Raw genomic sequence first — 13,480 nt, 5'->3', positions numbered from 1 at the left:
AAACTTCAGTTAGAAATTCACTTTTTTATCTTCAGCAGTTTCTGATTGCAGGTGACGAACCTTTTGATTCTCTAGTTCATTAGATTCGATAAGTGTGTTGTGAAGACGCTCTGCCATCTTTTCTATACTATTGTTGATAGAATCATAGACAAGTTCCATTCTGCGATGCTTTTCTTCCTTTACAGCTTTTAAAACATCTTCAACAAAACCTTTGTCGTATTTTTCAGCTACAGAATCACGTGTATTCGTTAACCTGATGACATAATCGTTACTTAAGATCGTAACCTTGAAATGTTGCTCTTCGTTGCTTAAATAGTATTTACCGCCTAATTCATCAACATTGATGTCGGTGCTGCTTACTTTTAAAAGCTCAATGATTATTCCGTAAATATGATTCTCAATTTTGGAATAAACCCGTGGTTTTCTCCGAAAAAGATTAAACGCAAAAAACATTAAACATCTGATTATTAAAGTACTTACTCATTTTCTCTCACTATTTTTTAAATACTATACAGATAAATTTTATTCTGTTTAAATAAAAATTTCGACAAATAAACTGTAATAATTTTAATATCCCAAATTTTTTAAATTATATTTCTATTATTCCTATATAATTTAGAAAAAAAGCGACAATTTGTATTACAAAATTTAAAAATCATTAAACAAAAAACCCGAAACACTCAAAATGTTTCGGGTCTTGTATTTTGATTTAAGTACTAAAAACTAGTAGTTAAACTGTAATCTATTATCTTCAATTTTAGCATTGCTTTTTAAAGCTGGTAAAACTCTATTTGTGTCAGATGCACTTTGAGCTTTTAACTTAGCAACATACTCAGCATGGTTTGCAATAGCAGGAGCTTTAACAGTGCTAACGTTTTTCACAACGTAAACTCCAGTATTTCCTTCAATTGGAGCAGAAACTTTATTTGCAGCTAAAGCAAATGCATTTCCAACAACTTTAGGCTCTTGTCCAACTCCACCTGGCAACACTGGGTTATCCATAGTAACGTCAGTCGCTTGCTGAACTGCTACACCAGCACTCTTAGCCATAGCTTCGATTGTTGATCCAGTTAATTTAGCTTTTAAGATTTCAGCTTTTTTCTTGTTTTTTAAGATAGACTCAACATAAGGTCTAGCTAAAGTTACAGATACTAAACCTGATTTGTTTTCGCTTTTGTATTGAGCAATTACGTGACCAATATTAGCTAATTCAAAACGTTTAACATCACCAACGCTTGTTTCTTTATCAAATGCCCATCTGATGATGTTACGTTGGTTTCCTAATGGACCAAACGCTTCATCCATAGCTTTTGCAGTTACTGGAGCAGCAACTTTTAAACCTAATTCTTTTGCAGTAGCATTGAAATCTTTATCAGCAGCATCCATTTCGAATTTAGTTGCTAATGTAAATACTTTATCAGAAGTAGCTTCAGATGGCTCGATTTTTTGAGCAATTGTAGCTAAACGAATTCCGTCTTGTTTGTCTGTAATTTTGATAATGTGGAAACCGAATGGAGTTTCAACCAATCCAACTTTACCAATTCCGTTACCGAATACAAAATCATTGAATGGTTTTACCATTTGGCCTTGACCAAAATATCCTAAATCTCCACCTTGTTGTGCAGATGAATCATCAGAGCTTGTAAAAGCAAGCATCATGAAACTGTCTGGATTGGCTTGAACTTGAGCTAAAATTTCTTCAGCTTTAGCTTTTGCCTCTTCTTTAGTTCTTTTCTCTTTTTGGTTTGGTGTTTGAGAACCTTCGTAACCAATTAAGATATGACTCGCTTTTGCGTTAACACCAGCTTTAAATCCTAAAGATTTAGAAATTGCGTAGTATCTTCCGTAAACATATGGTCCGTAAATTGCTCCTGCAGGCAAGCTGAATAATTTATCAGCGTCAACAGCTGGCAAAGCATTTTTAGGAACATAAGTAGAATCGTAAGGAACATCAGAATTTGAGTTTACAAATTCTGCAATGTTTGTAGCGCTTTTAAAACCAGCTAAAGTATCATTTTTACCAGTTTTAGCATTGTAAACAACACTTCCGTTTAATAATCCTGTGATTTTAGCTTTGATTTCAGCTTCGTCTTCTTTTGAAGCTTTGTCTTCAACTAAAACATATTGAATTTCACGAGTTTCATCCGCTTTGAATTTTTTCTCGTTTTTCTTCATATAATCTACGATATCAGCATCAGAGATTTTTACATCACTATCTTTAATAGAAGAATATAAAGCTGCAGCATAACTAAAGTTTACTTTGTTAGCTTCCATTTCATATTTCAACTTTCCTTCACTAGCAGTAGTGTAAAGTCCAGATTTGATTAATGTATTGTAGATTTGGAATTTTGCATTTAATTCTGCATCTTTTTCTTTAGCAGAAATATATTGAGCCGCTTCAGGATTAGTTTTGAAGTATTCTTTGAATTTTACAACATCAAACATACCTGCTGCATTTAAAAACATTGGATTTTTACCAATATTTGGATCAGCTTTTAAAACTTCAATTAAATGCTTTTCACCTACTCTCAATCCTAATTTATCAAATTGAGAAGATAATAAAGCGATTGAAACTTCTTGATCCCAAACTCTGTTTGCAGCTTCAGTGGAAGTAATTCCTTGACCACTTTTTTCAACATTACTAACTTTAACTCTAAAGTCTTCAAATGAAATATCTTTTCCGTCGATGCTTCCCACATCTTTTGAACTTTGACTAAATGTTCCTTTATTAAATAGATCTTGTATTATAAATGCAAATAATGCAAGTGCAATAACTCCTATCAATAAAGCGGAACGCTGTCTAATTTTTGCTAAAACTGCCATTTTTATTATCGTTAATTTTATATTCAGTTTGCGAAAATACAATTATCTAGTTAATAACAATACAACTAGCGTTTTATTTTCAACAATTTTTTTAATTATTAAAAAAAATCAGTCTTTTATGGACATTTTCACCAATTCGATTTTCTTATTTGTTGCCTCTTCGATCACAAAATGATAGTTATCGATTACAATCTGATCCCCTTTTTGCGGAATTTTCTTAGTAGAATTCACTATAAACCCTCCCAAGGTTCCATATGAGTCTTCTTCAGGAATTTCTAATTTGTAGGTTTCATTTAAATATTCGACATCCAATCTGGCCGAAAATAAGTACTCACCTGCTCCTAATTCTTGCTCCAAAAGCTCTTCATCAAGATCATGTTCATCTTCAATTTCTCCAAAAAGCTCCTCTACAATATCTTCTATGGTAATAATTCCAGAAGTTCCTCCATATTCATCTAACACAACGGCAACGTTTTTTCTTTTTTTGATAAGAAGATTCAAAGCATCTTTAATCAAAATTGTTTCAGGGACAAACTCTACTGTCATTAAAACAGATTTGATTGTTGCTGGTTTTTTAAACAAATCAAAAGAATGCACATAACCCACAATATCATCAAGTGAATTTTGACTGACTACGATTTTAGAATAACCTGTTTCAATAAAAAGCGCTTTTAAGTCTGCAACACTCTCAAACAGATCTATATCGACAATTTCTGTACGAGGCGTCATAATATCGCGCGCTTTTACGCCCGAGAATTCTAATGCATTCTGAAAAATCTGGATTTCAGAATCAACTTCTTCATCATCCTCTACAGAATTCATTTGCTCTGTAATATAATTTCCCAATTCTACTTTACTAAAGTACAACTGCACCTGATCACCTTCGGTCTTAAAAAATTTCTTTAAAACGAAGTCAGAAATCCAGATAAAAAAAGTTGAAATATAATAAAACAGCTTGTAGAAAATATAAGCCGGAACTGCAAAAAACTTGATTAAAGAATTTGCATAGATTTGAAAAAACACCTTTGGAAGAAATTCGGCTGTCAATAAAACAATAAAAGTTGAAAGCGCAGTTTGAACAAGCAAACTTGTCAAAGCAGAAAACTGAAATCCGAAACCAACAAAACATTGAAGAATTAAATCTCCCATGTAAAATCCGTAGATTACAAGTGCGACATTATTGCCAATAAGCATTGCGGCAATAAATTTCGAGGGATTCTGAGTTAGTCTGGTTAGGATTCTTGACAAAAAGTTATCTTGCTTTTTCTCAATTTCAAGATAAATTTTATTGGAGGAAATAAAAGCTATTTCCATTCCCGAAAAAAAGGCAGCTAGTATTAAACATAATATTATAATACTAATTTCCATTTTTACTGTTTTTTATTGCGATCGTCAAATTTTTTGACAAATTTCCTTCTGAAGAAAAACATAAAAACCGCCATTCCAGCAATTAAAAAACTTAAGGGATAATTGGCATTACCTTCATTAAGTTTTGTTACGCCGTCATATATAAAGTAAACTGCAAATGCAATGTATACGTATTGTGTATATTTTAAATAACCCATAATATTTATTCGTTTGATTCGATTTCACCGCTTATTCGCTGTGAATTAATCATTTTAAAATCCTTGCTAAAATCTATTCCCTGCCCGTTTGATACTCCTTTTGCATCTGTAAGCTTGAATTTTCTTTCTGTATAAAACCACTCATTTTTTTGATCAAAATAAAGCTGTTCTGTTTCCAACATCTGACCTGCTTCTGAAGTAATTTTTACTTTTCCCTGCAAATCAATAATTCCTGTGTTTTTATAAGAAACCGCGTAATTTGACTTTATAAAAGTACGCTTTTGTTTTTTATCGTATAAAGTAACATCAATTCCTTTTGGAAAATCTGTGAACGGAAATTCAAGATTAGAATAATCCAGCATTTTAGGGCTTATCAAAACACCAGTAATACGGCCAGAATCAGTATATTTTATATTTACAGTATCAGCATCACTTCCCGGAACGAATTCGGCAAAATTACTTCTCTGCACTTCTTTAAAATTACTTTCGCACCCAAAAAACAGTGTCACAGCAAGAACTGTGACAACGGTTAAAATATATCTTTTTGGTAAATTCATTTGCCAAAAGTAGTAAATTGTAGTGAGCTTATAAAAATATAACTGAGGTATTACTCGATTTTATGTTGTCTAAACCATCTGTCGTTGAAAGAGAAACTTGCACTAAAGTTTAAATAATTCTCTTGAATCAAGCCTGCAGAAGTCGTTCCTCTTTTACCAAATTCAATTCCTATGTTTACATTTGAAAAAGATCCACTAATTGGAAAACCAGCACCTAAAGTCATCCCTACATCATTTATAGACTCATTATTTATTACTAATCCCGTTTTCTCATATTTCAAACCAGCTCTGTAGGTAACTCTGCTGAAATAATTTGTAAATGAGGTATAGTTAGGAATATAATATCCTCCAAGAGCATATTTTGAATATTTTTCATAACGAACATCATCGCTTGTATTGTAGTAATTTTGAAATTGACCTTCTCCTTGAAATGCCAATGTAGTACCAACAAGCCATTTTCTAGGAATACCAACACCCGCACCAATTGTCAATTTGTTTCCCATTTTTAATTTTGCCGCAACCGGATCAAACGTAATAGGATCTGGATCACCGCTTACCGAAATAACCCTTGTATTGTCAGCATTTAATGTACTTGCAAATGTGTAGTTTAAACTAGTAAACAACATCGTTTTTTTATAAATCTTAGTCTGATACATTGTCCCTATATTAAAATTAATACCAGACAATTCAGATTTGTTTGTTTCTGAAGTCGAATTTGCAACGCCAGTAATTGCTTCTACACTTGTTGTAGTAATCGAACCGAAGTTATATTGTGCATCGGCTCCAATATTCCAGTTTGGTTTGATTTTATAACCCAAACCAAAGAACACTTTATTAACACCACCTTTTCCTTGAAACTGGCTGTTTGTTGCCCCCTCTGTATCTGTGTTATCATTCAAAATTTTATATCCAACTGAAGTTAACGGAACCAAACCAAAAGCTGCTCCAAATTTCCCCATTGGGATTCCCACTGCTAAATAATCGAAAGTTGCACGCTGTGCTTTTTCAGACTGAGTAGAATTTTTTAGTGTAGAAGTACCAAAACTTCCTCCAACTGTAAATGTAGTTTGTCTTAAACTCGCATAACTTGAAGGATTATCAACATTCAAGTGAATACTATCTTGTTCTATCGAAACCCCAGCCATAGATCTATTTTCTAGAGTACCTTTAAATCTTGCATCTCCAATTCCGTAAAAAGAATATGGCGAAGCTGTACCTTGCTGAGCAAATGAAACGAACGAGATAAGTAAACAAGCACTTATTATAATTTTTTTAATCATTGTCGATTTTATATTGAAATGTTTGGTTCAAACTTTCTAAAAGGAAATTTGAATTGGCAAATATGGTATTTTTTAATCGTTTAGCCAAAAATTCTGCATCGCCTCCCGTTAAAATTATTATAAAATTTGAAAACGCAGCCTGATATTCATCGATAAAACCGTCAATCTCATAGACGAACCCATTGACAACTCCGGAATGAATAGCTTCTTTAGTTGAGTTTCCTACATATGATTCTGGTTCTTGAAATGTCAGCAGAGGCAGTTTTGCCGTGAATTGATGCAATGATTCGTATCGCAATCTAAGGCCCGGCGAGATTGCGCCACCAAGATAATTGTCGTTTTCGTCGATAAAATCATAGGTTATACAAGTTCCGGCATCAATAACTAATCTGTTTTTTTTAGGGAATTGTAAAGTTGCGCCAGATGCCAAAATCATTCGGTCAATTCCTAATGTTTTTGGTGTTGCATACTTATTATGAAAAGGAAAAATATCTTCGTGGGTAAAAAAGTGAATATTTAATCGATTTTCGAAGATTAAAAAAGATTGTTTTTCTATACTTCCAACAGAAGCAACAACCAAATCGGAGCAATTTTGAAATTTTTCTAATATTTCTTTAATTTTTTTTTCGAGTTCATTTTTCTCAAAAACAAAATTCTCTAAAGCAGTATTTCCCTCAAAGACAGATGCTTTTATTCTTGTGTTCCCAATATCTACAGTTAAAATCATATCTATTTTATTACCCTTGCGAAGATACGAATTGATTTTTTTAAAAAAATGTTTTGGATAAACAAAAAATGATTCTATCTTTGCACCCGCATTGAGCACAAGACGGTACCTTAGCTCAGATGGTAGAGCAATGGACTGAAAATCCATGTGTCCCTGGTTCGATCCCTGGAGGTACCACCAAAACCCGAATAGCAATATTCGGGTTTTTTGTTTTTATGATCTAACCGCAAAGAGCGCTAAGATTTACGCAAGGTTCGCAAAGTTTCATTTTAAGCTTTGTGAACCTTGCGTTTTTTTCTTTGTGTGCTTTGCGGTTAAATTGCATTATTTTATCTACTTAAACCCATCATTTCCATTTTCAATATTTAACGGCAAAGAGCTCTAGGACTTACACAAGGTTCGCAAACTTTTATTTTAAGCTTTGCGAACCTTGCGTTTTTTTCTTTGTGTGCTTTGCGGTTAATTTTACTTTTTCTCAGACTTTATAAAGCATATACTACTAAAAAAACAAAAGTCAATAAATACATTCTTTTTGTTAAAAAAGTATTAAGTGAATATAAAAATATCTTCTATATTCGTAAAACTATAATTTTATTATTTAATCATTATTAAGTACACAAAACAGTTTTATGAGCAAAACTTCTACTAAAGGTATTTGGAAAGTTATTTCGGCGTCCTCGATGGGAACAATGATTGAATGGTACGATTTTTATATTTTTGGGAGTTTGGCAGTTGTTATTTCGACAAAATTCTTTCCGAGTGATAATCCAGCTGCAGCATTTTTATCGACTTTAGCAACTTTTGCTGCCGGATTTGTGGTACGACCTTTTGGAGCTTTATTCTTTGGAAGACTTGGCGATATTATTGGACGTAAATACACTTTTATGGCTACGCTTTTATTAATGGGTGGTTCTACTTTTTTAATAGGCTGTATTCCGAGTTATGAAACTATTGGATTTGTTGCTCCTTTATTAGTATTAATTCTGCGTTTGCTTCAAGGTCTTGCACTAGGCGGCGAATATGGCGGTGCCGCGACTTATGTTGCAGAACATGCGCCAGTTGGACAAAAAGGATATTGGACATCTTGGATCCAAACTACAGCGACAGTAGGTTTATTTATTTCACTAATGGTTATTTTGGCCACTAAGAATGTACTTTCTGCTGCAGATTTTGATGCTTGGGGATGGCGTGTTCCGTTCTGGGTTTCGATCGTTATGGTTGGTGTTTCGTATTTAATCCGAAAAAATATGGATGAGTCTCCAGTTTTTGCAAAAGCGAAGAAAGAAGGAACTACGAGTACAAATCCGTTGAAGGAAAGCTTTGGAAACCGATACAATTTAAAATTTGTTTTGTTAGCTCTTTTTGGAGCAACAATGGGACAAGGCGTTGTTTGGTATACCGGCCAATTCTACGCTATGAGTTTCATGAAAACCGTCATGAATATCGATTCATCTCAAGTTGATGAACTATTAGGAATTACTTTGCTTCTAGGAACTCCGTTTTTCATTGTTTTTGGATGGCTCAGTGATAAAGTCGGACGAAAATACATTATGATGCTTGGAATGCTCCTTGCTGTTTCTTCTTATTGGTCGATTTATGATGAAATGTACAATACGGTTAATTTCAATGAGAAAACAGAAATTGTAGAAAAAACCACAAAAAATATTGAAAAAACCACTAATAATGACGTAATAACCACCATTTCAAAAACCTATACCGACGGAACTACGTATATTGAAAAGAATACAGATTTTAATAACAATAAAAAATCACAGAGTACTATTACAATCAATATAAATTCTGCCGATAAATGGAAATTAATTTTTTGGGTTTTCATTCAGGTTTTATTTGTTACAATGGTTTATGGGCCAATTGCAGCTTTTTTAGTGGAGATGTTTCCAACTAAAATACGATATACTTCGATGTCTCTTCCTTATCATGTTGGAAATGGGATTTTTGGAGGATTGCTTCCTGCAATTTCGACCTACCTTGTAACGCACGCCAAAGCACAAGGAGAACCGAAGTTTTATTTGGAAGGACTTTGGTACCCAATTATTATTGCTTCGATCTGCTTTGTAATTGGAATGGTTTACATTGATAATAAAAACAAAACGAATCACCTTTAATACCTACATATAATATGAATACAGTTAAGAAAATTTTAGGTGTTTTGTGGATTATACTATCCATTGCTGCCGCTTATTTCTGCGTGTTTGAATTTGGCTTGCCAAAAATTTTATCAGACCAGCAGGATGATACGGTATTTGGAATTATAACCCTATTCATTCTAACCCCGTTAATCGTTTTAGGCTTGGGAACTTTTGGCTATTTTTCTCTGATTGGAGAATACAATGAGAAAAAATAACCAAAACAACTTAAACAAAAAAGGGCTGTCTAGAAATAGACAGCCCTTTTAACTACTAAAAAACCAAAATTTAAATACCTATTAAAATTTCAAACCTAAAAGCAACTATTTGCTTTTTGTCTAAATTTTAAACTGACGTATTTATTTCTTTATGAATTTCATTACTTGAATTTTATCATTTTCATCATGCGCTTTTACCACATATAATCCTGTTTTCAATTCGCTTACATTGTATTGAAAATCTGCACTTCCATTTGAAGTAAAGCTCTTTACTAATTGTCCTGATATCGAATAAACCTGAACTTTAGATACTGCTACATTCAAAGTAAAATAATTTGAAACCGGATTTGGATATAAATTCACAGTGTTTGTTTTGTCAAAATCTGGAATTGCTAAATTGGCTGTTTTATTCCCATAAATTCTATATTCTCCAGGACCTAAATTTACTGTTGCATTAACATCAGTTACATTTAAGGAAGAATTATCCATTAAATTGTACCATGTTCCTGTATATTGAAAACCTGTCGCAACATTTTGCGCTGTTACATCAAAATTGGCTAAAATCAAAACATCTTTTAGTTGCGTTGCCACCAAATTGCTATTTGTAATTTTAATATTCACAGTCAATGTGTTAGTATTTGCCATTGTCGCTGTTCCTGAAAATACTGGCTCAGTGACTTTCATGTTGATCATTTTTGCCCAATCATAATAAATTTTATTGCGATTGGTATCGCCTAACCAATTTTCAGCCCATTGTGGCTGTGGTTTTGTATCCAATTTACAATCGCCAGAAATAGTTGCAGAAGCATCATTTACGGTTCCGTCGTTACAGGTAAAAATCGAATCATCCCATCCAAGTTCGCCAAAATGCCAAATCATTTTTGGGCCAGGAATCAAAAGTGAAACTGCACCAACTGCAGACATTCTAGATAAAGCCGTATTTAAAGTTTTTACATTATATGTTCCTGATGAATTTCCGTACTGCACATTTTTATACATTAAACGTTCTTCGTCATGACTTTCAGCATAACCCATCAAACGATTTCCGGTAAAACCACGGCTAGAACTCATCATTCTTGAGATATTGTTGCTTGTAGAATATCCCATTGATAATTGATTATATTGATCTGTCATTTTACCCCACATCATAACACCTTTACTTGGCGTTTCGCCAACACGGTAATTTGCCCATTGCTGTTCTTCGCTGTCAGAACCTAAATGTTCAAAAATGGTATAATGTGTTGGATCAAGACCCCAAGAATAATCAGCATATTTTTTTAGAATATCAACTCTATCTTGCTGATATGCATTGGTACAAGTTTCATCTGAAGCTGTACAAGCTTGAGTAAATCCTTTTGTTAAATCCCAGCGGAAACCATCAATTTTATATTCTTGAATCCATTGCTTCACAACTCTTTCAACATAATATTGCGTTTTTGCTGACTGATGATTAAAATCTTCACCTACACTATAAGTATGTTTAGCAACTGTATTAAAATATGGATTCTCTGAAGTTGGTGATCCAAAACCGTCTCCGTCAGGATCGTTCATCCACATTCTAATCATTGGATTTCTTCCAAAAGCATGATTTAGAGCCACGTCCAAAATAACTGCGATTCCGTTTTGATGACACAAATCGATAAATTCTTTTAATTTATCTGATGTACCATAAAATTTATCTAAAGCCATGTGAAATGAAGTATTATAACCCCAGCTTTCATTGCCTTCAAATTCCATTACCGGCATTAATTCGATAGCATTTATTTTAAGTGTTTTAAAATAATCTATCTTATCAATTAAAGTTTGATAATTTTTTTTAGCGTCAAAATCACGAACTAAAAGCTCACAAACAACTAGTTTATCTTTTTCTGGCTTCGTAAAATTTGTCACTTGCCAATTGTATGGCGTTTGTCCCGTTTTTAAAACTGTTACTTCAAAATTTTGTCCGACTGGATAAGCTGGCAAATTTGGATAAGAAGCTGCAGGAATTCCTGAATCATCATAAGGAGACAAAACCAAAGTTGAATAAGGGTCTGCCACTTTTACTAATGCAGGAGAATTTGCCAATGGCGTGCTCTCTCCTACCCAATATTGATAGGTATTATTTGCTCCCGAAACCAATCCAGTCAACTCCAACCAAAATTTATCAGAAGATGGATCTTTCTTCATGGCATAAGCCGTTGTTGGTTGCCAATTATTGAAACTTCCGGCAACGTAAACAAAATCTTTTAAAGGCGCATCTAAAACCAATGTTGCTTTTGTGGCATCAGTAGCATTATAATTTATTCCATCAACTAACCCAGCAGGAATAGCTGCTAAAACTGTATTTGGATTTACAACAACCGAAAACTTTTTAGAAATTGTAACAGTTCCTTGAACCACCACTAATTCATAACTTTGATTGTCTGTAACATTATTTGCAGTATAAGAATAACTTGCAGTACTTGCATTTGTATTAATCGTCGCTCCGTTTGCTTTTAATGTATAACTCGCTACTCCGTTTGTATTAGTTGCAGCAATATTAAAATTAGAACCTGATGCTAATATTGTCGTACTATTTTCTGTTGGAGAAGTCAAAGTCACTTGAAAAGAACCTACTTCAACTAAAATATCTTGTGATTTTTTGTCGCCCGTTCCGTTTTTAGCCTTAATTAAAAAACCAATTTTTCCAATTCCTGTTGTATTATAATAAGTAGTTGGTGTAATTGTTTTGGTATAAGTATCGGTTCCTGCGTTGTAAGTAAATTTACTTTCCTCGCTTGAAGCTTCCCAAGTACCATTGTTTGGTGTTCCTTTTTGAGTTGTATCATTTGTATCAAATGCCCAAGCCCACATATATAAAGCATTGCCAGTAACACCCCATGTACCTTCATTTATACTGCTTCCGTTTATCGTAATGGTAATAGAAGTAGTTTCCTCAAAAGTAGATGGACTAACTGAATAGCTTGCCGTTTGCACTTGTCCAAATGAAATTGCCGACAGCAAAAAGAAAAATAATAGTAAAGTTTTTTTCATAATTAATATGGTTATTAAAAAAAAGGCTATCCGTAGATAGCCTCTTTCTATGTTTCAACTTATTATTGTTTTACCATTGAATAAGTATAATTTCTTGGGTTGCTTAAATCCAAAGTAATTAAGTATTTTCCAGCAGTAGTCCCAATGTTTGTTCCTCCTTCTTCTAGAGAACCGTTAGCACCAGTATCTCCGTAGTTAAGATCCCAGTTTCCATTTGCTCTAAATTTCAAACCATTATCCGGAGCAGCCTGAGTAGTTAAAGTTGCAATAACTGTCCATTTTTTAGTTGCAGGATCATAGGTCATTGGAGTATCAGTATCCCATCCACCTGGAGTAGCATTACCAATAATTCCCCAAGTCGTTTTTAATGTAGAAATTGTTAATTTCTTAGGATCTGTATCTGCTTTGATTCTGTAGTAACCAGCTGCATCAATTTTAAGATTATCACTTCCATTATAAATGATAGTTCCAGCAGTAGCGCCTTTTGTATATTTATTATCAAAATTTGAAGCAGGAGTCAATAAATACTCAGCAGCAGCAGCAAAGTACACATAACCATCAAAAGCCGTTTTTCCGTAACCTTCAGCCATTAATGTAGGAGCAGAAGATGGCGTCCAATCATTTCCATATCCACTTGCTTTTTGATATCCACCAGGAATCCATAATTTTGGAGTTTCAGTAGTGTAAGGCGTTACAACAATTCCGCTAATATTTGAAAACTGAGTTTCAGTACCAACAGTTGATTTAACTCTTACTTCAAAATCTCCAGCAGCAAATGGAGTTGCACCTAAAGATAATACAGCACCATTTAATTTCTCTACAGAAACTGAAACTTGATTTTGAGATTTTACAGTTCCTAATTCTTTAGGAGTTTTGAATGTATTTCCTTTTTTATCAATTTCAACTACATAAGTTACTTCAACACTTCCGCCGAAATCTGCAGAAGCCCAAGTAAAACGTTCTGCCTGACTTGCAGCCGCATCTGGAGATAAAACATATGCTGTACCGCTTTGAGGAGCAGTTAATGCAGGGGCAGTAACTGCCTCGATTACTGGTCTGTCTTGTACATCTTCAACGTTGCATGATACTGCAACTAATGCTAATAAAGCTATTATTGATTTAGTTATATTTTTCATTTGTGGTATTTT

10 protein-coding genes and 1 tRNA gene are annotated in these 13,480 nt (G+C 33.6%); 3 read left to right on the top strand and 8 right to left on the bottom strand.

Annotated features, from left to right (window positions below; translation table 11 throughout):
• Positions 1-9 precede the first annotated feature (9 nt).
• The 6 genes from RB619_RS06870 to RB619_RS06840 form a co-directional block, all read right to left on the bottom strand.
• Positions 10-453 carry a hypothetical protein gene (locus RB619_RS06870; protein ID WP_308095734.1) on the bottom strand — a complete coding sequence of 148 codons (444 nt, stop codon included), beginning with the start codon at positions 451-453 and terminating at the stop codon, positions 10-12.
• A gap of 270 nt (positions 454-723) precedes the next feature.
• Positions 724-2,823, bottom strand: coding sequence for a peptidylprolyl isomerase (locus RB619_RS06865; protein WP_308095732.1), 2,100 nt, complete (start codon positions 2,821-2,823; stop codon positions 724-726).
• Positions 2,824-2,931: 108 nt separating this feature from the next.
• The gene (locus tag RB619_RS06860; RefSeq protein ID WP_308095730.1) at positions 2,932-4,191 is read right to left on the bottom strand and encodes a hemolysin family protein; all 1,260 of its coding nucleotides are present in this window, start codon (positions 4,189-4,191) and stop codon (positions 2,932-2,934) included.
• A 202-nt stretch (positions 4,192-4,393) separates the two neighbouring features.
• Positions 4,394-4,945, bottom strand: coding sequence for an LPS export ABC transporter periplasmic protein LptC (gene lptC, locus RB619_RS06850; protein ID WP_308095722.1), 552 nt, complete (start codon positions 4,943-4,945; stop codon positions 4,394-4,396).
• 50 nt (positions 4,946-4,995) lie between these two features.
• On the bottom strand, positions 4,996-6,225 hold the full coding sequence (locus RB619_RS06845) for a hypothetical protein (RefSeq protein WP_308095720.1): 1,230 nt from the start codon (positions 6,223-6,225) through the stop codon (positions 4,996-4,998).
• Positions 6,218-6,952 carry a type III pantothenate kinase gene (locus tag RB619_RS06840; RefSeq protein WP_308095718.1) on the bottom strand — a complete coding sequence of 245 codons (735 nt, stop codon included), beginning with the start codon at positions 6,950-6,952 and terminating at the stop codon, positions 6,218-6,220. Before RB619_RS06840 ends, RB619_RS06845 begins: the two co-directional genes overlap by 8 nt.
• A gap of 104 nt (positions 6,953-7,056) precedes the next feature.
• Here RB619_RS06840 and RB619_RS06835 point away from each other — a divergent pair.
• The 3 genes from RB619_RS06835 to RB619_RS06825 all read left to right on the top strand — a co-directional run bounded on the left by RB619_RS06835 (position 7,057) and on the right by RB619_RS06825 (position 9,317).
• Positions 7,057-7,132, top strand: a tRNA-Phe gene (locus tag RB619_RS06835).
• Between the two features lie 449 nt (positions 7,133-7,581).
• The gene (locus tag RB619_RS06830) at positions 7,582-9,078 is read left to right on the top strand and encodes an MFS transporter (RefSeq protein ID WP_308095716.1); all 1,497 of its coding nucleotides are present in this window, start codon (positions 7,582-7,584) and stop codon (positions 9,076-9,078) included.
• Between the two features lie 14 nt (positions 9,079-9,092).
• Positions 9,093-9,317, top strand: a complete 225-nt coding sequence (locus RB619_RS06825; protein WP_155101478.1) for a DUF6814 family protein — start codon at positions 9,093-9,095, stop codon at positions 9,315-9,317.
• Positions 9,318-9,458: 141 nt separating this feature from the next.
• On the opposite strand, the gene RB619_RS06820 is transcribed toward RB619_RS06825, so the two are convergent.
• Positions 9,459-12,332, bottom strand: a complete 2,874-nt coding sequence (locus RB619_RS06820) for an alpha-amylase family glycosyl hydrolase (protein ID WP_308095713.1) — start codon at positions 12,330-12,332, stop codon at positions 9,459-9,461.
• A 62-nt stretch (positions 12,333-12,394) separates the two neighbouring features.
• A complete protein-coding gene (locus RB619_RS06815; RefSeq protein ID WP_308095712.1) occupies positions 12,395-13,468 on the bottom strand; it encodes a SusE domain-containing protein in 1,074 nt (357 codons plus the stop codon).
• Between the last annotated feature and the right edge of the window lie 12 nt (positions 13,469-13,480).

This window comes from Flavobacterium sp. LHD-80 (genome assembly GCF_030929605.1).
In the GTDB taxonomy this organism is placed as follows: Bacteria; Bacteroidota; Bacteroidia; order Flavobacteriales; family Flavobacteriaceae; genus Flavobacterium.
This window is presented reverse-complemented; position numbering and strand designations above follow the sequence as displayed.

Bases quoted from the DNA above. Each gene is read 5' to 3' on its own strand.
- RB619_RS06870 (WP_308095734.1), bottom strand. From the start codon at position 453: ATGTTTTTTGCGTTTAATCTTTTTCGGAGAAAACCACGGGTTTATTCC.
- RB619_RS06865 (WP_308095732.1), bottom strand. From the start codon at position 2,823: ATGGCAGTTTTAGCAAAAATTAGACAGCGTTCCGCTTTATTGATAGGA.
- RB619_RS06860 (WP_308095730.1), bottom strand. From the start codon at position 4,191: ATGGAAATTAGTATTATAATATTATGTTTAATACTAGCTGCCTTTTTT.
- lptC (WP_308095722.1), bottom strand. From the start codon at position 4,945: ATGAATTTACCAAAAAGATATATTTTAACCGTTGTCACAGTTCTTGCT.
- RB619_RS06845 (WP_308095720.1), bottom strand. From the start codon at position 6,225: ATGATTAAAAAAATTATAATAAGTGCTTGTTTACTTATCTCGTTCGTT.
- RB619_RS06840 (WP_308095718.1), bottom strand. From the start codon at position 6,952: ATGATTTTAACTGTAGATATTGGGAACACAAGAATAAAAGCATCTGTC.
- RB619_RS06830 (WP_308095716.1), top strand. From the start codon at position 7,582: ATGAGCAAAACTTCTACTAAAGGTATTTGGAAAGTTATTTCGGCGTCC.
- RB619_RS06825 (WP_155101478.1), top strand. From the start codon at position 9,093: ATGAATACAGTTAAGAAAATTTTAGGTGTTTTGTGGATTATACTATCC.
- RB619_RS06820 (WP_308095713.1), bottom strand. From the start codon at position 12,332: ATGAAAAAAACTTTACTATTATTTTTCTTTTTGCTGTCGGCAATTTCA.
- RB619_RS06815 (WP_308095712.1), bottom strand. From the start codon at position 13,468: ATGAAAAATATAACTAAATCAATAATAGCTTTATTAGCATTAGTTGCA.